The organism is Streptomyces sp. NPDC043176, assembly GCF_056436715.1.
Genome location: NZ_JBWKCA010000016.1, coordinates 104,781 through 124,297 on the forward strand (window position 1 = coordinate 104,781; position 19,517 = coordinate 124,297).

Annotated in this window: 20 protein-coding genes; 8 read left to right on the forward strand and 12 right to left on the reverse strand. The window is 72.5% G+C overall.

Annotation, left to right across the window (positions count from 1 at the left end):
• Window positions 1–45: 45 nt before the first annotated feature.
• From cysS to AC067A_RS24940, 4 genes are all read right to left on the reverse strand, one after another.
• A complete protein-coding gene (cysS, locus tag AC067A_RS24925) occupies window positions 46–1,443 on the reverse strand; it encodes a cysteine--tRNA ligase (RefSeq protein ID WP_479244694.1) in 1,398 nt (465 codons plus the stop codon).
• Between the two features lie 64 nt (window positions 1,444–1,507).
• Window positions 1,508–2,023 (reverse strand): 2-C-methyl-D-erythritol 2,4-cyclodiphosphate synthase, encoded by a 516-nt coding sequence (ispF, locus tag AC067A_RS24930; RefSeq protein ID WP_479244695.1) that lies wholly within the window; start codon window positions 2,021–2,023, stop codon window positions 1,508–1,510.
• Window positions 2,013–2,762, reverse strand: a complete 750-nt coding sequence (ispD, locus tag AC067A_RS24935; protein ID WP_479244696.1) for a 2-C-methyl-D-erythritol 4-phosphate cytidylyltransferase — start codon at window positions 2,760–2,762, stop codon at window positions 2,013–2,015. The genes ispF and ispD overlap by 11 nt, the downstream gene beginning before the upstream one ends.
• Before the next feature lie 329 nt (window positions 2,763–3,091).
• Window positions 3,092–3,574: a CarD family transcriptional regulator gene (locus AC067A_RS24940; RefSeq protein ID WP_003953493.1), complete on the reverse strand. Its 483-nt coding sequence runs from the start codon at window positions 3,572–3,574 to the stop codon at window positions 3,092–3,094.
• Window positions 3,575–4,369: 795 nt separating this feature from the next.
• Here AC067A_RS24940 and AC067A_RS24945 point away from each other — a divergent pair.
• Window positions 4,370–5,008, forward strand: coding sequence for a DUF461 domain-containing protein (locus tag AC067A_RS24945; RefSeq protein ID WP_479244697.1), 639 nt, complete (start codon window positions 4,370–4,372; stop codon window positions 5,006–5,008).
• Between the two features lie 165 nt (window positions 5,009–5,173).
• On the opposite strand, the gene phoP is transcribed toward AC067A_RS24945, so the two are convergent.
• Window positions 5,174–5,845 carry a two-component system response regulator PhoP gene (gene phoP, locus AC067A_RS24950; protein ID WP_465270246.1) on the reverse strand — a complete coding sequence of 224 codons (672 nt, stop codon included), beginning with the start codon at window positions 5,843–5,845 and terminating at the stop codon, window positions 5,174–5,176.
• Between the two features lie 5 nt (window positions 5,846–5,850).
• Window positions 5,851–7,080, reverse strand: a complete 1,230-nt coding sequence (gene phoR, locus AC067A_RS24955) for a two-component system sensor histidine kinase PhoR (RefSeq protein WP_479244698.1) — start codon at window positions 7,078–7,080, stop codon at window positions 5,851–5,853.
• Window positions 7,081–7,343: 263 nt separating this feature from the next.
• Between phoR and phoU the strand changes: the two genes are divergently transcribed.
• On the forward strand, window positions 7,344–8,024 hold the full coding sequence (gene phoU / locus AC067A_RS24960) for a phosphate signaling complex protein PhoU (RefSeq protein ID WP_033203724.1): 681 nt from the start codon (window positions 7,344–7,346) through the stop codon (window positions 8,022–8,024).
• A gap of 233 nt (window positions 8,025–8,257) precedes the next feature.
• Window positions 8,258–8,419: a hypothetical protein gene (locus AC067A_RS24965; RefSeq protein WP_479244699.1), complete on the forward strand. Its 162-nt coding sequence runs from the start codon at window positions 8,258–8,260 to the stop codon at window positions 8,417–8,419.
• A 46-nt stretch (window positions 8,420–8,465) separates the two neighbouring features.
• Here AC067A_RS24965 and AC067A_RS24970 read toward each other — a convergent pair whose 3' ends face one another.
• Window positions 8,466–8,918 (reverse strand): GNAT family N-acetyltransferase, encoded by a 453-nt coding sequence (locus AC067A_RS24970; RefSeq protein WP_479244770.1) that lies wholly within the window; start codon window positions 8,916–8,918, stop codon window positions 8,466–8,468.
• Between the two features lie 292 nt (window positions 8,919–9,210).
• Between AC067A_RS24970 and AC067A_RS24975 the strand changes: the two genes are divergently transcribed.
• The gene (locus tag AC067A_RS24975) at window positions 9,211–9,702 is read left to right on the forward strand and encodes a hypothetical protein (RefSeq protein ID WP_479244700.1); all 492 of its coding nucleotides are present in this window, start codon (window positions 9,211–9,213) and stop codon (window positions 9,700–9,702) included.
• Window positions 9,703–9,826: 124 nt separating this feature from the next.
• On the opposite strand, the gene AC067A_RS24980 is transcribed toward AC067A_RS24975, so the two are convergent.
• Both AC067A_RS24980 and AC067A_RS24985 read right to left on the reverse strand, forming a co-directional pair.
• Window positions 9,827–10,177 carry a hypothetical protein gene (locus AC067A_RS24980; protein ID WP_479244701.1) on the reverse strand — a complete coding sequence of 117 codons (351 nt, stop codon included), beginning with the start codon at window positions 10,175–10,177 and terminating at the stop codon, window positions 9,827–9,829.
• 246 nt (window positions 10,178–10,423) lie between these two features.
• On the reverse strand, window positions 10,424–11,182 hold the full coding sequence (locus AC067A_RS24985) for a phosphoglyceromutase (protein WP_479244702.1): 759 nt from the start codon (window positions 11,180–11,182) through the stop codon (window positions 10,424–10,426).
• A 125-nt stretch (window positions 11,183–11,307) separates the two neighbouring features.
• Here AC067A_RS24985 and AC067A_RS24990 point away from each other — a divergent pair, with 125 nt between their 5' ends.
• A complete protein-coding gene (locus AC067A_RS24990) occupies window positions 11,308–12,747 on the forward strand; it encodes an MDR family MFS transporter (RefSeq protein WP_479244703.1) in 1,440 nt (479 codons plus the stop codon).
• Window positions 12,748–12,781: 34 nt separating this feature from the next.
• Here AC067A_RS24990 and AC067A_RS24995 read toward each other — a convergent pair whose 3' ends face one another.
• A complete protein-coding gene (locus AC067A_RS24995) occupies window positions 12,782–13,708 on the reverse strand; it encodes an MBL fold metallo-hydrolase (RefSeq protein ID WP_479244704.1) in 927 nt (308 codons plus the stop codon).
• Window positions 13,709–13,819: 111 nt separating this feature from the next.
• On the opposite strand from AC067A_RS24995, the gene AC067A_RS25000 reads away from it, so the two are divergent.
• The gene (locus tag AC067A_RS25000; protein WP_479244771.1) at window positions 13,820–14,833 is read left to right on the forward strand and encodes an AraC family transcriptional regulator; all 1,014 of its coding nucleotides are present in this window, start codon (window positions 13,820–13,822) and stop codon (window positions 14,831–14,833) included.
• Between the two features lie 123 nt (window positions 14,834–14,956).
• Here AC067A_RS25000 and AC067A_RS25005 read toward each other — a convergent pair whose 3' ends face one another.
• A complete protein-coding gene (locus AC067A_RS25005) occupies window positions 14,957–15,451 on the reverse strand; it encodes a type III secretion system chaperone family protein (protein ID WP_479244705.1) in 495 nt (164 codons plus the stop codon).
• Window positions 15,444–16,811 (reverse strand): D-inositol-3-phosphate glycosyltransferase, encoded by a 1,368-nt coding sequence (mshA, locus tag AC067A_RS25010; protein WP_479244706.1) that lies wholly within the window; start codon window positions 16,809–16,811, stop codon window positions 15,444–15,446. Before mshA ends, AC067A_RS25005 begins: the two co-directional genes overlap by 8 nt.
• Window positions 16,812–17,249: 438 nt before the next feature.
• Here mshA and AC067A_RS25015 point away from each other — a divergent pair, with 438 nt between their 5' ends.
• Window positions 17,250–18,044 carry a class I SAM-dependent methyltransferase gene (locus AC067A_RS25015; RefSeq protein WP_479244707.1) on the forward strand — a complete coding sequence of 265 codons (795 nt, stop codon included), beginning with the start codon at window positions 17,250–17,252 and terminating at the stop codon, window positions 18,042–18,044.
• Between the two features lie 335 nt (window positions 18,045–18,379).
• The gene (locus AC067A_RS25020; RefSeq protein WP_479244708.1) at window positions 18,380–19,429 is read left to right on the forward strand and encodes a C40 family peptidase; all 1,050 of its coding nucleotides are present in this window, start codon (window positions 18,380–18,382) and stop codon (window positions 19,427–19,429) included.
• Window positions 19,430–19,517: the final 88 nt, after the last annotated feature.

Below are 19,517 nucleotides of genomic sequence, written 5' to 3' on the forward strand. Positions count from 1 at the left end.
TCTGTAACTGAAGTGTGCCGCCCGGAGGCCCGAGCGGCACGTCTTCTAACGGTTGCCCAGCGTCCAGCGGGGGCCGTCGGGGCTGTCCTCGATGGCGAGGCCGGACTGGTTGAGCTGGTCGCGGATCGCGTCCGCGGTCGCCCAGTCCTTGCGCTCGCGCGCCGACTCGCGCTGCTGGAGCACGAGCCGTACGAGGGTGTCGACGGCGCCGTGGAGCTCCTCGCCGCCACCGGTCTCCTCGGCCCAGTGCGGGTCGAGCGGGTCCAGGCCGAGGACGCCGAGCATGGCGCGGACCTCGGCGAGGCGGGCGATGGCCTCGTCCTTGTCGTCCGCGGCGAGGGCGCTGTTGCCCTGGCGGACGGTGGTGTGGATGATCGCGAGCGCGTGCGGCACGCCCAGGTCGTCGTCCATGGCCTCGGCGAAGGCCGGCGGCACCTCGGCGGCGGGGGCGACGGGCGCCCCGGCCTTCTCGGTGGCGCGCTGGACGAAGCCCTCGATGCGGGCGAACGCCGACTCGGCCTCGCGCAGGGAGTCCTCGCTGTACTCGATCATCGAGCGGTAGTGCGGGGTGCCCAGGTAGTAGCGGAGGACGATGGGGCGCCAGTTCTTCACCATCTCGGACACCAGCACGCTGTTGCCGAGCGACTTCGACATCTTCTCGCCGCTCATGGTGACCCAGGCGTTGTGCACCCAGTACGAGGCGAAGTCGTCGCCGAAGGCCTTGGCCTGGGCGATCTCGTTCTCGTGGTGCGGGAAGATCAGGTCGAGGCCGCCGCCGTGGATGTCGAAGGCGGAGCCCAGGTACTTGTGCGCCATGGCCGAGCACTCCAGGTGCCAGCCGGGACGGCCGCGGCCCCACGGGGTCTCCCAGTCGGGCTCGCCAGGCTTGGTCGCCTTCCACATGGCGAAGTCGCGGGGGTCGCGCTTGCCGGAGACGCCCTCGTCGGGCTGGCGGAGGTCGTCGATGTCCTGGTTGGACAGCTCCAGGTACCCGGGGAAGGAGCGCACGTCGAAGTAGACGCTGCCGTCCGCCTCGTAGGCGTGGCCGCGCTCGATCAGCCCCTGCATCATCTCGATCATCTCGGGGACGTGACCGGTGGCGCGGGGCTCGTACGTCGGCGGGAGGCAGCCGAGCGCCTCGTAACCGGCGTTGAACGCGCGCTCGTTCTCGTATCCGATGGACCACCAGGGGCGGCCCTGCTCGGCGCCCTTCCTGATGATCTTGTCGTCGATGTCGGTGACGTTGCGGACGAACGTGACGTCGTAGCCGCGGTACGCGAACCAGCGGCGCATGATGTCGAAGTTCAGCCCCGACCTGATGTGGCCGATGTGCGGGGCCGCCTGCACGGTGGCGCCACAGAGGTAGATCGAGACGCAGCCCGGCGTGAGCGGGGTGAAGTCACGGATCTGCCGGGCGCTGGTGTCGTACAGGCGAATGGTCACCACTCCAGGGTAGTGGGCGTGTGGTAGTGCCCCGCGCCCGATTCCCGGCGACGGGGCACGTTTTTCACGACTGCCGGGGCGATACGGGGTACACGAGGGCGGTCGCGAGGGCGGCGAGGCCCTCGGCGCGTCCCGTGAGGCCGAGTCCGTCGGTGGTGGTGCCGGAGACGGAGACGGGTGCGCCGGCCGCCTCGCTCAGGGCCTTCTGCGCCTCGTCGCGGCGCTTGCCGACCTTGGGGCGGACGCCGATGACCTGGACGGCGATGTTGCCGATCTCGTACCCCTCGGCGCGGACGATCCGGGCGGCCTCGGCGAGGAGGGTGACGCCGGCGGCGCCGGACCACTCGGGCCGGGAGGTGCCGAAGTGGGCGCCGAGGTCGCCGATTCCGGCGGCGGAGAACAGCGCGTCGCAGGCGGCGTGGGCGGCGACGTCACCGTCGGAGTGCCCGGCGAGGCCGTACCCGTCACTGTCGGAGGCCTCCCACAGGAGACCGGCGCACCAGAGTTCGCGGCCCTTCTCGAAGGCGTGGACGTCGGTGCCGATGCCGGTGCGGGGGACGAGCGGGGTCTCAGAAGCCATCGTTGGCCCTCCTGCGGGCGAGTACGGCCTCGGCGAGGACGAGGTCGAGGGGGCGGGTCACCTTGAAGGCCTCTTCGTGGCCGGGCACGACGACGACGGGCGCGCCGAGCCGCTCGACCATGCCGGCGTCGTCGGTGGCGCCCTCGCCGGCGAGGGCGATGGTGGCGTGGGCGTTGACCAGGGTGTCGTGGTCGAAGCCCTGGGGGGTCTGGACGGCGCGGAGGCGGGCACGGACCGGGGTGGCGACGACCTGCTCGGGGTCGCCGGGCCTCTCGGCCGGCTCGACCTCCTTGACGGTGTCCGCGACGGGCAGCGCGGGGACGACGGCGACGGCCCCGTCGCGGACGGCCTCGATGACGGCGTCCACGGTGTCGACGGGGACGAGGGGGCGGGCGGCGTCGTGCACGAGGACCGTGGTGATGCCCTCGGGGAGCGCCTTCAGGCCGAGGTGCACGGATTCCTGGCGGGTGTCACCGCCGGGCACGACCAGGTAGTCGGTCCGCTCGGGGAGGGCGTGGGCGTCGAGGAGGTTCTTGACCTCGGCGGCGCCGTCGGAGGGGGCGACCACGACGACCAGCGAGACCGCGCGGGAGGCGGCCATCGCGCGGACGGCGTGGATGAGCATGGGGGTCCCGTTCAGCGCGCGCAGCGCCTTGGGGGCGCCCGGGCCGAGGCGTACGCCCCGTCCGGCCGCCGGGATCACCACAGCGGTACGAGGAGGACGCTCTTCGTCTGACATCGGTTGCACTCCGGCAGGTTTGTTTCCGCGGCCGACATGGGTATGGCCTCACCGTGCCGGACGCTCCGCCTTGACCGGGCCCTTTCCGTGACGACGGTCGAGGCGTTGCCGCCGAGCACAGGGGTTCGGACGTAACAGGGGGTGCGGGTTCTTTCTCAGCGGTGCACACACGTGTCCGTTCCCGTGTGCGTACGGCTGTGCGTACGCTCCGCAGGCGTACGCGGACATGCCGCAGCGCCCGACGACGGCACTGTGTGGATCACAGCACGCCAGCGGGCGCCGCGGCATCGCTTCACTTGGTCACGCGCTCGGACGTCGTCAGAGCACGCTCAGGACGCGAGGACCTCGTCGAGGAGAGCCTCGGCCTTGTCCTCGTTCGTGTTCTCCGCGAGGGCGAGCTCGCTCACCAGAATCTGCCGAGCCTTGGCGAGCATGCGCTTCTCACCTGCGGAGAGCCCGCGCTCGCGCTCGCGCCGCCACAGGTCGCGGACCACTTCGGCGACCTTGATGACATCGCCGGAGGCGAGCTTCTCGAGGTTCGCCTTGTAGCGGCGGGACCAGTTCGTCGGCTCCTCGGCGTACGGCGCACGCAGCACCTCGAAGACCCGGTCGAGACCGTCCTGCCCGACCACGTCGCGCACTCCGACGAACTCCGCATTGTCCGCAGGCACGCGGACAGTCAGGTCGCCCTGCGCGACCTTGAGCACCAAGTAGGTCTTGTCCACGCCTTTGATCTGGCGAGTTTCGATGGCCTCGATCAGCGCGGCCCCGTGATGGGGATAGACCACGGTGTCGCCAACCTTGAACGTCATGTGACAGGTACCCCTTCCGTGGCTATCCAGGGTAACACGGATTCGGCTTCTTCTGAATGGCGTTTTCGCAGGTCAGGGCATATCTCGGGGCTTGACAACGGCATCACGGACGTGCTGCGGAGGGCTTCCGGAAGACGGTATTCGCAGGTCGGAGCGGCTGTGCGGACACAGAGAAACGCGCACGTTACACATACCCGAGACCCCTCAAGGCAGGCTCGATGTCCCGTTTTGTCGGGTTCGGAGTGGCCTTCTTCACCTACTCCGTTCGAGGATCGTCCACCCGTACGGATGCATCCGGGGGTGATTCCGTAATTGATCAGCCGACCCGGGTCGGGGATTTCCCGGAGGCACGACTCCGGGTAATGCGCGACGACCCTCGAATTGATCAAGGCGGTTATGTGAACAACAGGTCAATGGGTCGTGATCCGGCCACGGTGAGCGATGGGCGCCGGGGGCGCACGGCCTGTCGGGCCGCGGACGGCGGGGAGCCGGGGTGCCGCGCCGGGGCCGCGGGCGGCGGCACCGGGGCCGCGGGCGGCGGCACCGGGGCCGCGCGGGCGGCGCGCCGCGGGCGGCGAGGGCCGGACGGCGGGCGGCGACGGCGGGCCCCGTCCGGGTGCGCCTCGGGGCGCCTCCGGGGCGCGCGCCGGGGCGCTCGGCGGACGCCCGTGTCCGGTTAGGGGCGGGTCGGGTGCGGGACGGAGAGTGCGGCTCGGTAACCTAAGCGCGCTGACACGCCTTTAGTTGTTTTTTAGTTCCCACGCCCGTCCGTACGTCCTAGGAGATGCCGCCGCCGTGAGCCGCAGCCTTCGACGCGGCGCCCTCGCCGCCACCGTCACCGTGTTCTCCATCGCCGCCCTGTCCGCCTGTGGTGCGGGCAACGACGCGCAGACGCTGGAAGTGCGGCCGGACAACCCCGCCGTCACCGTGGACGACGTCAAGATCCAGAACGCGCTGGTGATCACCCAGCCCGAGGTCGGCGTCAAGGGCCCGGCCGTCGTCTCGGCCACCGTCTTCAACAACGGCCGCCTGCCGCAGGTCATCGAGTCGATCACCCTCCCGGGTACGGCCGGCGTCGTGAAGCTGAAGGCGGCCGAGGGCGCCGGCCCGATCACCGTCCCGGCGCTCGGGTCCGTCATCATCGGCGGCGAGGGCAACGCCTCCGCCGTCATCGAGAACGGCCTCGTCGAGGGCCGCAACGGCGACGCCCAGAAGGTCGTCTTCAAGCTGAGCAAGACCGGCGACGTGAGCCTGAGCGCCTTCGTCGTCCCGGCGAGCGGCTACTTCAAGGGCTTCGGCCCGAGCATCGTCCCCGCTCCCCCGGGCGCCTCCCCCACCGCTTCGGCGACCGCCTCCGGCGAGGCCGAGCACGGCGAGGGCGAAGGCGAGCACGGCGCCGAGCCCTCGGGCGAGGCGACGACCGCCGGTCACTGACCCCGGTCCGCGCACGGCCGCCGGTCACCGACCCCGGCCCGTACGGCCGCCGGTCACCGACCGCGATCCGCCCGGCCGCCGGTCACCGACCGCGGCGCGCGCACGACGGAAGGGGCGCCCCCTGTACGGGGGGCGCCCCTTCTCGCGTACGCGCGCGGGCGGACTCTACGGCTCGAACTTGTAGCCCAGGCCGCGGACGGTCACCAGGTAGCGGGGAGCGCCGGGGTCGGGTTCGATCTTGGCGCGGAGGCGCTTGACGTGGACGTCGAGGGTCTTGGTGTCGCCGACGTAGTCGGCGCCCCAGACGCGGTCGATGAGCTGCATGCGGGTGAGCACGCGGCCCGCGTTGCGCAGCAGCATCTCCAGGAGGTCGAACTCCTTCAGCGGCAGGTCGACCTTGCCCCCGGAGACCGTCACCACGTGGCGGTCGACGTCCATGCGGACCGGGCCGGCCTCCAGGGCCGCCGGGGTGACCTCCTCCGGCTCGCCGCGGCGGCGGAGCACCGCGCGGATGCGGGCGACCAGCTCGCGCGAGGAGAAGGGCTTCGTCACGTAGTCGTCGGCCCCTATCTCCAGGCCGACGACCTTGTCGATCTCGCTGTCCTTGGCGGTCACCATGATGACCGGGACGTTCGAGCGTCCGCGCAGCTGGCGGCAGACCTCGGTACCGGGAAGCCCCGGAAGCATCAGGTCGAGGAGGACGAGGTCGGCTCCGTTGCGCTCGAACTCGTCGAGGCCGTCGGGCCCGGTCGCCGCGACGGCGACCTCGAAGCCCTCCTTGCGGAGCATGTACGACAGGGCGTCGCTGAAGGATTCCTCATCCTCGACGACAAGCACTCGGGTCACGGAAGGACCTCCGGGGCGGGGAGCGGTTCGGTCATGAGATCTGGGGTGGGGGAGGAGGCGGGCCGGCGGTCCCGTGCGACGCCCGCCTCGGGCAGCCGCAGGGTGAAGGTGGAGCCCTGACCCTCGGTGCTCCAGACGGTGACCTCCCCGCCGTGCGAGGCGGCCACGTGCTTCACGATGGCCAGGCCGAGCCCCGTACCGCCGGTGGCGCGGGAGCGGGCCGGGTCGACGCGGTAGAAGCGCTCGAAGACGCGCTCCTTGTCCTTGTCGGGGATGCCGATGCCCTGGTCGGTGACGGCTATCTCGATCAGGTCGCCGCCGGGCGCGGCGATCTTGCGGGCCGCGATGCCGACGCGGGTGCGGGCGGGTGAGTAGTTGACGGCGTTCTCGACGAGGTTGCCGAGGGCGGCGGCGAGCTGGCCGCGGCTGCCCCAGACCCGCAGGTCGGCGGTCCCCCCGGACGCCATGGTGATCTGCTTGGTGGTGGCCGTGTGCCGGGAGCGGTCGATCGCCTCGGCGACGAGCTCGTCCACGGACACCGGCTCGGAGTCCTCCAGCGGGTCGTCGTTCTGCACGCGGGAGAGGTCGATGAGCTCCTGTACGAGGTTGGTGAGGCGGGTCGCCTCGATCTGCATGCGGCCGGCGAAGCGGGTGACCGCCTCGGGGTCGTCCGAGGCGTCCATGACGGCCTCGGAGAGCAGCGAGAGCGCGCCCGTCGGGGTCTTGAGCTCATGGCTGACGTTGGCCACGAAGTCGCGCCGCACCGCTTCGATGCGGCGGGCCTCCGTGAGGTCCTCGACCAGGAGCAGCACGAGCCGCGAGCCCAGCGGGGCGACCCGGGCGGAGACGGCGAGCGCCTCGCCGCGTCCGGTGCCTCGCCGTGCCAGGTCCAGTTCGACCTGCCGTATCTCCCCGTCGCGTCGGGTGTCGCGGGCCATGTTGAGCATGGGCTCGACGGCCAGCTTCCCGCCCCGGACCAGGCCGAGCGCGTACGCCGCCGAGCTGGCCTTCACCACGGAGTCGCTCTCGTCGAGGACGACCGCGGAGGAGCGCAGCACGGACAGCACGGTGTCGACGCCGGGCGGGAGCACGGCGTCGGTGTGCAGGGAGGTACGGGTGGGGCGCGCGTGGTCGCGTTCGCTCCAGCGGAACGCCAACATGGCGATCACGCCGGTGCACACTCCGGCGATCGCTGCCAATGCGGCGACCGCCGCGTTCACGTCCATGCCCTCAAGGTTATGCGGGGTGACGGACACTCTCCCAGCCGTCCGAGTGGCTGCTCGAACAGTCGTCGCCCAGAGTTCACCGTGGAGACGGGGGTGGTTCATTTGCCCCGGCGGCGGTGGTGGCGCGCGTCGCCCACAGTTCACCTGGGGGAAAGGGACGGTTCACGTCAGGTGTCGGAACCGGACGCGTAGGGGGCCGAACGTGGCAACGTGGGGGTCCGAGCCCCACCCGGACCCCGGAGCATTGCGTAGAGAGGGACACCATGCGGGACGCGTACCACGAGGAACTCGACTCGATCGGCGAGAGCCTGGTCGAGATGGCCCGACTCGTCGGGTCGGCGATCGGGCGCGCCACGACGGCGATGCTCGACGCGGATCTGAAGCTCGCGGAGAGCGTGATCGCGGCCGACCAGAAGGTCGACGACCTCCAGCACGACCTGGAGGCGCGGGCGATAGCGCTGCTCGCCCGCCAGCAGCCGGTCGCGACGGATCTGCGGATCGTGGTGACCTCGCTGCGGATGAGCGCCGACCTGGAGCGCTCGGGCGACCTGGCCCAGCACGTGGCGAAGCTGGCACGGCTGCGGTTCCCGGACACGGCGGTGCCGCGGGACCTCCACGCGACGATCCTGGAGATGGGACAGCTGGCGCAGCGCCTGATGGCGAAGGCGGCGGAGGTCATCATCACCAAGGACGTCGACCTGGCGCTCCAGCTGGAGCAGGACGACGACGAGATGGACCTGCTGCACCGGACGCTCTTCCAGCACCTGATGGACGACCGCTGGAAGCACGGCATCGAGACGGCCGTCGACGTGACGCTGCTCGGCCGCTACTACGAGCGTTTCGCCGACCACGCGGTCTCCGTCGCCAAGCGCGTCGTCTACCTGGTGACCGGCGAGCACGCCGACGAACTCCAGGCGGCGGACGCCCCGGTGGAGGGCGCCTAGCCACGAGGCGGGGCGGGGGCGGGGATCCGGCCCGCCGGTCCCTGGGGATCCGATTCGTCGGTCCCTGGGGATCCGATTCGTCGGTCCCTGGGGATCCGGTCCGGCGCGGGGCCGGTGGCGGGCGGTCGGCGGGGGCGCATCGGCGCGCGGGCTTCGATGCGCCGTTGATGCGCCCGTGCGCGTGGGCATGCAATGGGGGGAGGCGACGCGCGCCTCGAAAGGGAGGGACCCTCATGGCCGAATCCCCGATGTCCCCGATGACGACCGAGTCCGGCACGGAGGCACCGCGCGAGGCGGTGTTCCTGCCGGTGCTCGGCGCCTGCGGCTGCGGCTCGGGCTGTGGCTGCGGCTGCCAGTCGGGCTCGCCGTGCCAGTGCGGGGGCTGCTCGGGCTGACCGGGGCGGGGCGGGGCGCGGCGCCGACCGCACCCCGCCCCGCCGCTCACCCGATGTCCAGTACGCCGACCGTCTGGCCGCCGCTGACCTCGCCGGTCGTACGGAAACCCAGCCGACGGTAGAACTCGCCGGGCCCGTCCTCGCCCGGCTCCCAGGTCACGTACAGCCGCCGCGCCCCGCGCCGCGCCAGCTCGTCGCGTACGGCCTCGACGGCGAACCGCCCGTACCCCTTGCCCTGTCCGGCGGCGGCGATGTTGAGGCGCCACAGGCCGCTGCGGCGGTCGGCGGGGTCCTTCTCCTCGTTCCACGGGATGTCGAGGAAGGCCATCACGAAACCGACGAGCTCGTCGCCGTCGAAGACCAGGCGCGGCCAGGCCGTGTCCCCGAAGGCGTACGCCTCCGCGAGGGACTTCACGACCGGCGCGACGTTGTGCTCCTGATGGGGATGGACGCGCAGGGCGAGTGCGGCGTCGACGTTGGCGGGGGTGACCGGCTCCAGCCGGAGGGCCGGACCGGCGCCGGGCGCACCCGGGCCGGAGGCGGCGCCGTCCGGGGAGGCGACGGGGGTGACCGTGGAGGTGGCGGCGCCGTCCGTGGAGGCGGCGGGGGTGACCGTGGAGGTGGCGGCGCCGTCCGTGGAGGCGACGGGGGTGACCGTGGAGGTGGCGGGGCCGTCCGTGGAGGCGGCGGGGGTGTCTGACGGGCTTGTGCCGGGCGTGCTCATGCGCCGGACGGTAACGATTCATCGCGCGTTCCGCCCGCGAATATCGGACCGGGCCATGCTGATCCCCATGACTGCCTGGCCGCACCGCGTCCTCCTGACCGCCGCCGTCCTCCCCCTGCTCGCGGGCTGCTCCGTGCCCGTCGGAGGGGTCACGGGCGTCTCCGTGACGGCCGACGGGGAACCGCTGGGCATGATCCGGATGTGCCACGGCCGGATCGACGGGGCGCTCCTCTACCCCGACGAGGGCGACGACCCCGGCACCCCGGAGACCACGGCCTTCTGGGACCACGACACCCCGGTCACCGGCTCCACCAGCTGGTCGCTGGTCTCCCCCGCCGACGGCTGGACGGCGGGGAAGACCCCCGGCCGGCTCGTTCCCGGACAGGTGTACGCCCTCTCCGGCTCCACCGAGGACAACTCCTGGTCCTCGGGACCGGTCCACTTCACGACGGCCGACCTGGCGAAGCTCGTACCCGGTCAGGTGCGGTACGAGAGGGGGGACGAGGTCAGGACGGTCTCCCTGGCCGACTTCCGCGACAAGGCGTGCGAGGACTTCTGAGGACCGGCCCCGGGGGCTGAGGACCGACCCCTCGGAGGCTGAGCACCGGCCCCGGGGCTGAGGGCTGATCCCTGAGATGAGCACCGCCCCCGGGCTGGGCCGAGGGCTGTCCCTCTCGTCCCCGCTAGCGGACGAAGACCACCGAACGGAGCGTCAGGCGGTCCGTGGCCGGGCGGCCGTGGGGGCGCAGGGTCCAGGAGTCACCCGTGCAGTCGGACCCGGTGTAGACGACCGCGAAGTCGTCCGTGTCGTTGTGCGGCGCGAAGGCGGGCGCGGAGGAACCCGGGTCGGCGGCCTCCGGGATCGTGACGCACACGCCGCTCGCCGGGTCGTGCAGCGTGACCCACTGCCGGTCGCCGCTGATGCCGACGAACCGGTAGGAGAAGTCACCGGTCGTGGCGTTCGCGGGAGTGGCCGGAGTGGCGGTGAGGGCGAGTGCGCCGCAGACGGCGGCGACGGAGTGACGGAGACGCACGAGGGTTCTCGTTTCGGTGGAGAGGGAGACGACCAGGGTCACCCCACCCCTAACCCCTCGCCCCACCCCCCAAGCGGCGCCCCACAGCCGGAAGGTTTCGCCCTCACCCTTCCGGCCGACCCCGGACGGCTACGGGGTGAAGACCTGCCCAGGGCGGTGGATGACGACACCCCGGAACGACACCGGGCCCCCCACCCACCGAGAACCGGCGGACAGGGGGCCGAAGGTGACTGCGCTACGCCGGGGCTACTTCTTGCCCTGGTTCTTCACGGCCTCGATGGCGGCGGCGGCCGCGTCGGGGTCGAGGTAGGTGCCGCCGGGGTTGAGAGGCTTGAAGTTCTCGTCGAGCTCGTAGGAGAGCGGGATGCCGGTGGGGATGTTGAGGCCGGCGATGTCGGCGTCGGAGATGCCGTCGAGGTGCTTGACGAGGGCGCGGAGGCTGTTGCCGTGGGCGGCGACGAGGACGGTGCGGCCGGCGAGGAGGTCCGGGACGATGGAGTCGTACCAGTAGGGGAGCATGCGCTCGACGACGTCCTTGAGGCACTCGGTCTGCGGGCGCAGCTCCGGGGGGATCGTCGCGTAGCGGGCGTCGTGGGCCTGCGAGTACTCGTTGTCGTCGGAGAGCGCCGGCGGCGGGGTGTCGTAGGAGCGGCGCCACAGCATGAACTGCTCCTCGCCGAACTCGGCGAGGGTCTGGGCCTTGTCCTTGCCCTGGAGGGCGCCGTAGTGGCGCTCGTTCAGACGCCAGGAGCGGTTGACCGGGATCCAGTGGCGGTCGGCCGACTCGAGGGCGAGCTGCGCCGTGCGGATCGCGCGCTTCTGGAGGGAGGTGTGCAGCACGTCGGGGAGCAGGCCGGCGTCCTTGAGCAGCTCGCCGCCGCGCGTCGCCTCCTTCTCACCCTTCGCGGTGAGGTTCACGTCCACCCATCCGGTGAACAGATTCTTCTCGTTCCACTCGCTCTCGCCGTGGCGGAGGAGGATCAGCTTGTACGGTGCGTCGGCCATGCGTACGAGCCTAATCGACCGCTGACGATTGACGCGCGTCGTCAATCCGTTGGCGTCCGGCGTATGAGATGCGTAAGTTACGAGAGCCGTATGCAGGGCTTACGCACAGCAGGGGACCGCCACACATGACCATCGCTTCGCTCAGACGATCAGCCCGTACGACCGTGTCCGGCTTCCCCCGGGGATTCTGGTGGCTCTGGCTGTCGACCCTCGTCAATCGGACCGGGGCCTTCGTCCTGACGTTCCTCTCCCTCTATCTGACGGTCGAGCTCGGGCACTCCGCGTGGTTCGCCGGTCTCGTCGTCGCCCTGCACGGCCTCGGCGGCGTCGCCGGCTCGCCGCTCGGCGGCGCGCTCACCGACCGCTGGGGCCGGCGCCCCACCATGATCACGATGCACCTGGCGGCCGCCTCCTGCGCCGCCGCGCTGGCCTTCGTCACCAGCGCCTGGGGCATCGCCGCGGTCGTGCTCCTCATGGGCGTCGCCATGCAGGCCGTCCGGCCCTCCATCAACGCCGCCATCGCCGACATGGTCCCCGCCCACGACGTGCGCCGGGCCTACGCCCTCAACTACTGGGCCCTCAACCTCGGCTTCGCCATCGCCGCCATCGGCGGCGGCGCCGCGACCTTCCTCGGCTACCGCACCCTCTTCGTCGTCGACGCCGTCGCCACCACCCTGTGCGCCGTCATCGTCTTCCTCCGCCTCCCGGAGACCCGTCCCGAGAGCCGCACCGACCTCTCGGGCGAACCGGTCGCCGAGGAGAAGGTCAGCATGCTGACCGTGCTGCGCGACGCTCCGTTCCGCACGCTCGTGCTGCTGAACCTCCTCGTCTGTCTCGTCTTCACCGCCCCCTGGATCGGTCTGCCCCTGACGATGGCCGGCCAGGGCCTGGCCCCGTCCGCGTACGGCGTCGTCATCGCCGTCAACGGCATCGTGATCGTCGGCTTCCAGCTGCTGGTCAACAAGCTGACCGACAAGCGCTCCCCCGTCGTCCTGCTGAGCCTCTCCTCCCTCCTCTTCGCGCTGGGCACGGGCGCCACCGCGCTCGCCGGCTCCTCCGTCGCCTTCGCCGCGACGGTGGTCGTCTGGACCATCGGCGAGATGATCCACGTCCCGACGAACGCCGCCGCCACCGCCCGCCTCGCCCCCGAGCACGCCCGGGGCCGCTATCAGGGCGTGATGGGCATGTCCTGGGCCGTCGCCGGTTTCGTCGCCCCGATCGGCGCCGGCGCGATCGTCGACGGCCCCGGCCCCGACGTCCTGTGGGCGGCGACGGCCGCGATCGGCGTCGTCGCCGCCGTCGGCTACTTCACCCGGCTGCGGAAGGCCCTCACCGAGGAGCCCGACCTCCCGAAGCTCACGGACCGCAAGGAACTCGCCGACCTCACGGACCTCATCGATCTCACGGACCGCAAGGAACTCGCCGACCTCACGGGCCCTGCGGAGCTGGCCGTCACGGACCGCACGGAGCTCGTCGGCCTCGGCGACCGCACGGAGCTCGCCGGTCTCACGGACGTGGACGTGGACGGCAAGGACACCGGGAAGTCGCCTTCCGTCAGCGCCTGATGCGGTTGGTGTCGGCGCCTGATGTCGTCCCCCGTCAGCGCCTCATGCGGTCGGTGTCGTAGGCCGCCCACCCCGCCACGGCGAACCCCTGCCCCTGCCTGCGCACTTCGGCGGCGCCCGCCCCGCCGAAGTGCGCGGGCACGACCAGTTCCCGTTCGTCCGCGGCCCTTTCGAGGATCCGGCGGCGGCTGGTCGCGGCGCGGGCGGGGTCCAGGCAGAAGCAGCTGGCGTGTGCGGGGTCGAGGATCTGCACGGGGCTGTGGAGGAGGTCTCCGACGAAGACCGCGCGTTCGGTCCCGGAGGCGAGCCGCAGGACGGCGGAGCCGGGGGTGTGACCGGGCGCGGACTCCAGGACGAGGTTCTCGTCGATGCGGTGGGTCCCGTCCCAGAGCGTGACCAGACCCGCGCGGTGTACGGGCGCCACGCTGTCCTCGTAGACGAGCCGGTCCTCCTCCTGACGGCCGGCGCCGTACGCGTTCTCCGGGCCGAAGTGGAAGTCGTCGGCGGCCGGGAGGAGGTACCGGGCGTTCGGGAACGTGGGCGCCCACTCCCCTCCTTCGTCGTACGTGTTCCAGCCGACGTGGTCCGCGTGCAGATGGGTGTTGACGACGACGTCGACGTCCTCGGGCCGGACGCCCGCCCGCTCCAGACGGCCGACGAAGCCGTCCCGCCGCCGGTGGAAGTGCGGCGAGTGCGGCCGCTCGCGCCCGTCGCCCACCCCGGTGTCCACCAGGACGGTCCGGCCGCCGCTGCGCAGCACCCAGCTCTGCAGCGCCATCACCGCGTCGTCGGTGTCCGGCGTCCAGTGGCCCGGCGCCAGCCACTCCTCGTTGTCCTTCCACACCTGCGCCCCGGCGTCCGGCACGAGGGTGCGAGCGGGCGCGAACGGCCCCTGCCACTCGACGATCCGGATGACCTCGACGTCCCCCAGGACGATGCTCTGTGCGCTCTCGTTCGTCATGCGACCGACAGTAGGGAGGAGCGGTCGAGCCTCTCAATGTTCTTTCCGCTCTTCCTGATACGCGAGAAGCTCAACCCCGGTGCGGTGGCCGGGGGTACGCTCCCGGACATGGTGGACGTGGTGAGCGACGCGATCGCGGCCGTACGCGTCGGGCAGCCGTTCTCGGAGCGGGTGCGGGTCGGCGGCCGCTGGTGCGCGCGGCTCGATCCGTACGACGGGGCCGGCTTCCACGTCGTGCTGCGGGGGAGCTGCTGGCTGCTGCCCGACGGCGGCGAACCGGTCGCGCTCGGCGCCGGGGACGCGGTGCTGCTGCCGCACGGCACCGGGCACGTCATCGCCGACGCGCCCGCCGACGCGGCGACGGTGGCACGGGCGGCGTCCTTCGCCCGGTGGGCCGACGAGAACCTCCCGCGCCCGCCGCGGGCGTACGACGGCGCGCGCGAAGCCACGGCACGCGAGACCGACGCCCTCCACGACGTCCCGTCCGAAGCCGTGGCACCCGAAGCCGACGCTCTCCACGACGGCGCGCGCGAGGTCGAGATGCTCTGCGGCAAGTACCGCCTCGACCGCAGCCACGCGCACCCCTTGCTCGCGGAGCTTCCGCCGCTCGTCCACCTGCCCGGTCACGGCGGCGGCCCCGAGCTCCGGGCCGCCATCGGCCTGCTGGGGGGAGAGCTGGACGCGCAGCGGCCCGGCTCGTCCCTCGCGCTCCCGAGCCTGCTCGACCTGCTGTTCGTCTACATGATCCGGTCCTGGATGGCCGGGAGCACGACCGGAGGGTGGCCGGCCGTCCTGGGCGACCCGGTGGCCGCGGCGGCGCTGCGCGCGCTGCACTCCGACCCGGCCGCCCCCTGGACCGTCGACCGGCTCGCGGCCGAGGCGGGCGTCTCCCGCCCCACCCTGGCCCGCCGGTTCACCGCCCTCGTGGGCAGGCCCCCGATGGCGTACCTCACCTGGTGGCGGCTGACCCGCGCCGCCGCCCTGCTCCGGGACACCCGCGAGCCGCTGGCCACCGTCGCCCGCCGCGTCGGCTACGCCTCGCCGTACGCCCTCTCGCACGCCTTCCGCCGCGAGTTCGGCACGACCCCGGGCCGCTACCGGAACGACCCGGTCACCCCGGGCTGAGGACCGTGCCCGGGCCAAGGACCGGGCGCTACCGGAACGACCCGGCACCCCGGGCTGAGGACCGGGCGCCGCTACCGGAACGCCCAGGCGGTCCCGGGCCGGGGCCGGGCCGCGCGTGTCGGGTCAGTTCGTGGGCTTCTGGGTCAGGTTCCTGAACGCGTCGAGGTTGCGGGTCGACTCCCCGCGCGAGACCCGCCACTCGTACTCGCGGCGGATTGCCGAGGCGAAGCCCAGTTCCAGGAGCGTGTTGAAGTCGCCGTCCGAGGCCTCCAGGACGGAGCCGAGCAGCCGGTCGAGTTCGTCGGGGGTGACGGCGGAGAGGGGGAGCTTGCCGGCCAGGTAGACGTCGCCGAGGCCGTCGACCGCGTAACCCACCCCGTACAGCTTGAGGTTGCGTTCGAGCAGCCAACGGTGGACGCCGGCCTCGTTCTCGTCCGGGTGGCGGATCACGAAGGCGTTCAGCGAGAGGGAGTGGCGCCCCACCCGGAGCGAGAGCGTGGTGAACAGCTTGCGCGTGCCCGGGAGTTTCACGACGTACGAGCCGGGCTCCGGGGACTCCCACTCCAGCTCGGCGTCGTTGAACGTGTCCTCGATGATCCGCCGAACGTCCTCAGCCATGGTGCGAGCGTACGCGACGGCGGTTCTCGCGCAGCCGGTGGTCGTGCATGGCGGCCGTGTACACGTCCGCCGTGCCCGAGGCGGCCGTGTCCCAGCCGAAGGAGCCGGCGTGCCGGGCCGCCGCCGCGCCCATCCGGGCCGACAGTGCCGGGTCCGCCGCGAACCGGCCGAGCGCCCGGGCGTAGTCCGCCGGGTCGTGGCCCTGGACGAGGAAGCCGGTCACGTCGTCCCGTACGGCGACGGGCAGACCTCCGACCGCCGCCGCGACGACCGGCGTGCCGGCCGCCTGCGCCTCGATCGCGACGAGCCCGAAGGACTCGCTGTACGAGGGCATGACGAGGACGCTGGCCGCGCGGAACCAGTCCGCGAGCCGGTCCTGCCCCACCGGCGGGTGGAAGCGCACGACGTCCGCGATGCCGAGCCGGGCGGCCAGCTTCTGCAGCTGCTCCGGCTTGGCCAGACCGCTGCCGCTGGGACCGCCGACCACCGGGACGACCATGCGGGAGCGCAGCGAGGGGTCCCGGTCCAGGAGCAGGGCGGCCGCCCGCAGCAGGATGTCCGGGGCCTTCAGCGGCTGTATCCGGCCGGCGAAGACCGGGACGAAGGCGTCCTGCGGGAGGCCGAGCCGGGCGCGGGCGGCGGCCCGGCCGTCCGCGGGGCGGAAGTGGTCGAGGTTCACGCCCGGGTGGACGACGGCGATCTTGCCGGGGTCGGCGTCGTAGAAGCGGGAGAGCTCGTCGGCCTCCTCGGCCGTGTTCGCGATCAGCCGGTCGGCGGCGGAGACGATCTGCGTCTCGCCGATGACGCGGGCGGCGGGTTCGGGCGTGTCGCCCTCGGCGAGCGCCGCGTTCTTGACCTTCGCCATGGTGTGCATGGCGTGGACGAGCGGGACGCCCCAGCGCTCGGCGGCGAGCCAGCCGACGTGGCCGGAGAGCCAGTAGTGGGAGTGGACGAGGTCGTAGTGCCCGGGGCGGTGCCCCGCCCACGCCTGCATCACGCCGTGCGTGAAGGCGCAGAGCTGGGCCGGCAGCTCCTCCTTGGCCAGGCCCTCGTACGGGCCCGCGTCCACGTGCCGTACGAGCACGCCGGGGGTGAGCTCGACGACCGGCGCGAGCCCGCCGGTGGTGGCCCGGGTGAAGATCTCCACCTCGATGTCGATGGCGGCGAGGCGCTTGGCCAGCTCGACGATGTAGACGTTCATGCCGCCCGCGTCGCCAGTGCCCGGCTGGTGCAGCGGGGAGGTGTGGACGCTGAGCATGGCCACCCGCCGCGGGGTGCGGTTCCGGCCGGGGAGCCGGAGCCTGGCAGGCGCCGGGTGCCGGTGCCGGGTGCCGGCGAACCGGGACACGTACTGGCTCACGTCGGCGGTCCTTCCGCTCGGGGGCTGAGCTGACGGGCTGAGCTGGGGTGGAGCCGGGCCGACCGGGGTCGGCCGGGATGGAGCCGGGTCGATCGGGACCGACCGGGACGCCCCGGGGTGGGACCGGGTCGATCCGGGATCGAGCTCCTCTCGGGCACGACTCCAGGAGGGCGTGCTACGCCCTCCAGCCGCGACAACACCGGAATGGCCCCTTTCATTTCCGGAGGCCGGGCGTTTTGCCAATTCGTTGCCGGGGCGCGGCCGGGGCGGGAGCCGGGCAGGACCGCGTCAGGCCGGGCAGGGCCGCGTCAGGGCCGGGCGGGACCGCCTCAGGACAGGCAGGGTCGCGTCAGGCCGGGCGGGACCGCGTCAGGCCCGGAACGGTCGGACCCGGGGTACGGCCATGGGCGCCCTCCACCCACCCCGTACGCTCAGGGCATGGCCCCGCGCACCACCCGCCCCGTCGGCACACCGACCCGCGGGACCACCAACCCCAACCGGCTGCGCCGCATGGACCGCTGGATCGCCGCCGTCCACGGCCCCGCCCTGCGCCGCTCCCCCGAGCCGCCGCTCGCCGTCGACCTCGGGTACGGGGCCGCCCCCTGGACCGCCGTGGAGCTCCTCGCCCGCCTGCGCACCGCCGACCCCCGCACCCGGCTGTACGGCATCGAGATCGAACCGGCCCGGGTCGAGGCCGCGAAGCCGTACGAGCACGAGGGCCTCACCTTCGTGCACGGCGGCTTCGAGGTGCCGGTGCCCGGCCGGGTCGCCCTGATCCGGGCGGCGAACGTCCTGCGGCAGTACGACGAGGAGCAGGTCGCGGCCGTGTGGGCGCGGCTCTGCGGGCGGCTCGCGCCCGGCGGACTGCTCGTGGAGGGCACCTGCGACGAGATCGGCCGCCGGCACGTGTGGGTGGCGCTCGACGCGGGCGGGCCCCGCACGGTGACCTTCGCGACCCGGCTCGGCTCGCTCGACCGGCCCTCGGACCTGGCGGAGCGGCTGCCGAAGGCGCTGATCCACCGCAACGTGCCCGGCGAACCGGTGCACGCCTTCCTGCGGGACTTCGACCGCGCGTGGGCCGCGGCCGCCCCGTACGCCTCCCTCGGCGCGCGTCAGCGCTGGATCCGCTCCGTCCGCGACCTGGCCGCCGACTGGCCCCTCGCGGACGGGCCCCGGCGGTGGCGGCAGGGAGAGGTGACGGTGCGGTGGGAGGCGCTGGCGCCACGCGGGTGACGGAGGGCCGGTGATCGGGTGATTCCAAGCGCTCCGGACCGCATCGAGGCGCTCGGAACCGCTCGGGACTCCACGCTTCCCCTCGGCTCCCCTCGGCTCCTTTGGGCTCCCTTCGGCCCCTTTCGGCCCCTTGGGATTCACTCGGATTCCCCGACTCCCGTCGAATTTCCCGTACGTCGGGAACGTCGCGCCCCCATCAGCCGTCCCCCGTGGGGGGAACGGGCCCGACAGGCCCCGGTTTCCCCTGTTGCTTTCCGGTTTCGCATGGCACTATCGCCAAGGTCACCGACAAGTTACTGACGGTAAATCAGATCTGTTCACTCGAGGGGGAGCTCGTGAATCGACGCCGCCACGCCACTGCCGCGATCACCCTGATCTGCGCCCTGACCGTGTTGGCCTCGCCCGCGCTCACCCTCCAGGCGTCCGCCTCGCCGCTCCCGCCTCCGCCGCCGAAGAAGAGCCTGGAGGAGGTGCGCAAGGAGATAGAGGTCCTGTACCGGCAGGCCGCCGCCGCCACCGACGCGTACAACCTCGCCGAGGAGAAGACGAAGGAGCAGTCCGCCGAGATCGTCCAGGTCGCCCAGCTGATCGTGGCCGGCCGCACGAAGATCGAGGCGCTCAAGGCCAGGGCGGGCGCCGCCGCCCGCGCGCAGTACCGCAACGGCGGGCTCCCCGACGGCGCGCAGCTCGTGCTCACCGACGACCCGCAGCTCTTCCTCGACAACGCGGGCCGCCTCAAGGCCGGGGCGAAGGCCACCACGGACCTCCTCGGCGAATTGAACCGCACCCAGGCCCAGTTGGACCTCTACGCCAAGGACGCCGGCGAGAACTGGACCAAGCTGGAGGCCAACCGCGTCCGGCAGGCCAAGGCCAAGCAGGAGATCAACGACAAGATCGCCGCGGCCAAGAAGCTGGAGTCCGAACTCGCCGCGGAGGAGCGGGCGCGGCTGCGGCGCCTGGAGGAACAGGCGCAGTACCGCGCCCAGACGACCTGGCTCGGCACCGGCGTCCTCGCCGGCCTGAAGGCCGACACGACGCCCGAGGCCAAGCGGGCGATCGCGTTCGCGACGGCCCAGATCGGCAAGCCGTACGAGTGGGGCGCCGAGGGACCGGGCACGTTCGACTGCTCCGGGCTGACCCAGAGCGCCTGGAGCGCGGCCGGCACGGACATCCCCCGCACCTCCCAGGAGCAGTGGCGGCTCCTGCCGCGCGTGGCCATCAAGGACATGCGCCCCGGCGACCTGATCGTCTACTTCAAGGACGCCAGCCACATCGGCATGTACGTCGGGAACGGGGCGATCGTGCACGCGCCGCGCCCCGGCCGGAACGTGACCCTCGCCGGCGCGGGCTCGATGGACATCCTGGGAGTCGTCCGCCCGGTGTGAGCCTCCGGCCCCGGAAACCCCGGAGGCGACGCGGCCCGCCGCCCGAGGAGCCCGGCCGCGACGCGGCCCGCCACCCGGGAAGCCCCGG

Bases quoted from the DNA above. Each gene is read 5' to 3' on its own strand.
- AC067A_RS25015 (WP_479244707.1), top strand. From the start codon at position 17,250: ATGGCCCCGCGCACCACCCGCCCCGTCGGCACACCGACCCGCGGGACC.
- AC067A_RS25005 (WP_479244705.1), bottom strand. From the start codon at position 15,451: ATGGCTGAGGACGTTCGGCGGATCATCGAGGACACGTTCAACGACGCC.
- ispF (WP_479244695.1), bottom strand. From the start codon at position 2,023: ATGGCTTCTGAGACCCCGCTCGTCCCCCGCACCGGCATCGGCACCGAC.
- phoU (WP_033203724.1), top strand. From the start codon at position 7,344: ATGCGGGACGCGTACCACGAGGAACTCGACTCGATCGGCGAGAGCCTG.
- AC067A_RS24940 (WP_003953493.1), bottom strand. From the start codon at position 3,574: ATGACGTTCAAGGTTGGCGACACCGTGGTCTATCCCCATCACGGGGCC.
- phoR (WP_479244698.1), bottom strand. From the start codon at position 7,080: ATGGACGTGAACGCGGCGGTCGCCGCATTGGCAGCGATCGCCGGAGTG.
- AC067A_RS24975 (WP_479244700.1), top strand. From the start codon at position 9,211: ATGACTGCCTGGCCGCACCGCGTCCTCCTGACCGCCGCCGTCCTCCCC.
- AC067A_RS24985 (WP_479244702.1), bottom strand. From the start codon at position 11,182: ATGGCCGACGCACCGTACAAGCTGATCCTCCTCCGCCACGGCGAGAGC.
- AC067A_RS24965 (WP_479244699.1), top strand. From the start codon at position 8,258: ATGGCCGAATCCCCGATGTCCCCGATGACGACCGAGTCCGGCACGGAG.
- AC067A_RS24995 (WP_479244704.1), bottom strand. From the start codon at position 13,708: ATGACGAACGAGAGCGCACAGAGCATCGTCCTGGGGGACGTCGAGGTC.
- AC067A_RS24990 (WP_479244703.1), top strand. From the start codon at position 11,308: ATGACCATCGCTTCGCTCAGACGATCAGCCCGTACGACCGTGTCCGGC.
- ispD (WP_479244696.1), bottom strand. From the start codon at position 2,762: ATGTCAGACGAAGAGCGTCCTCCTCGTACCGCTGTGGTGATCCCGGCG.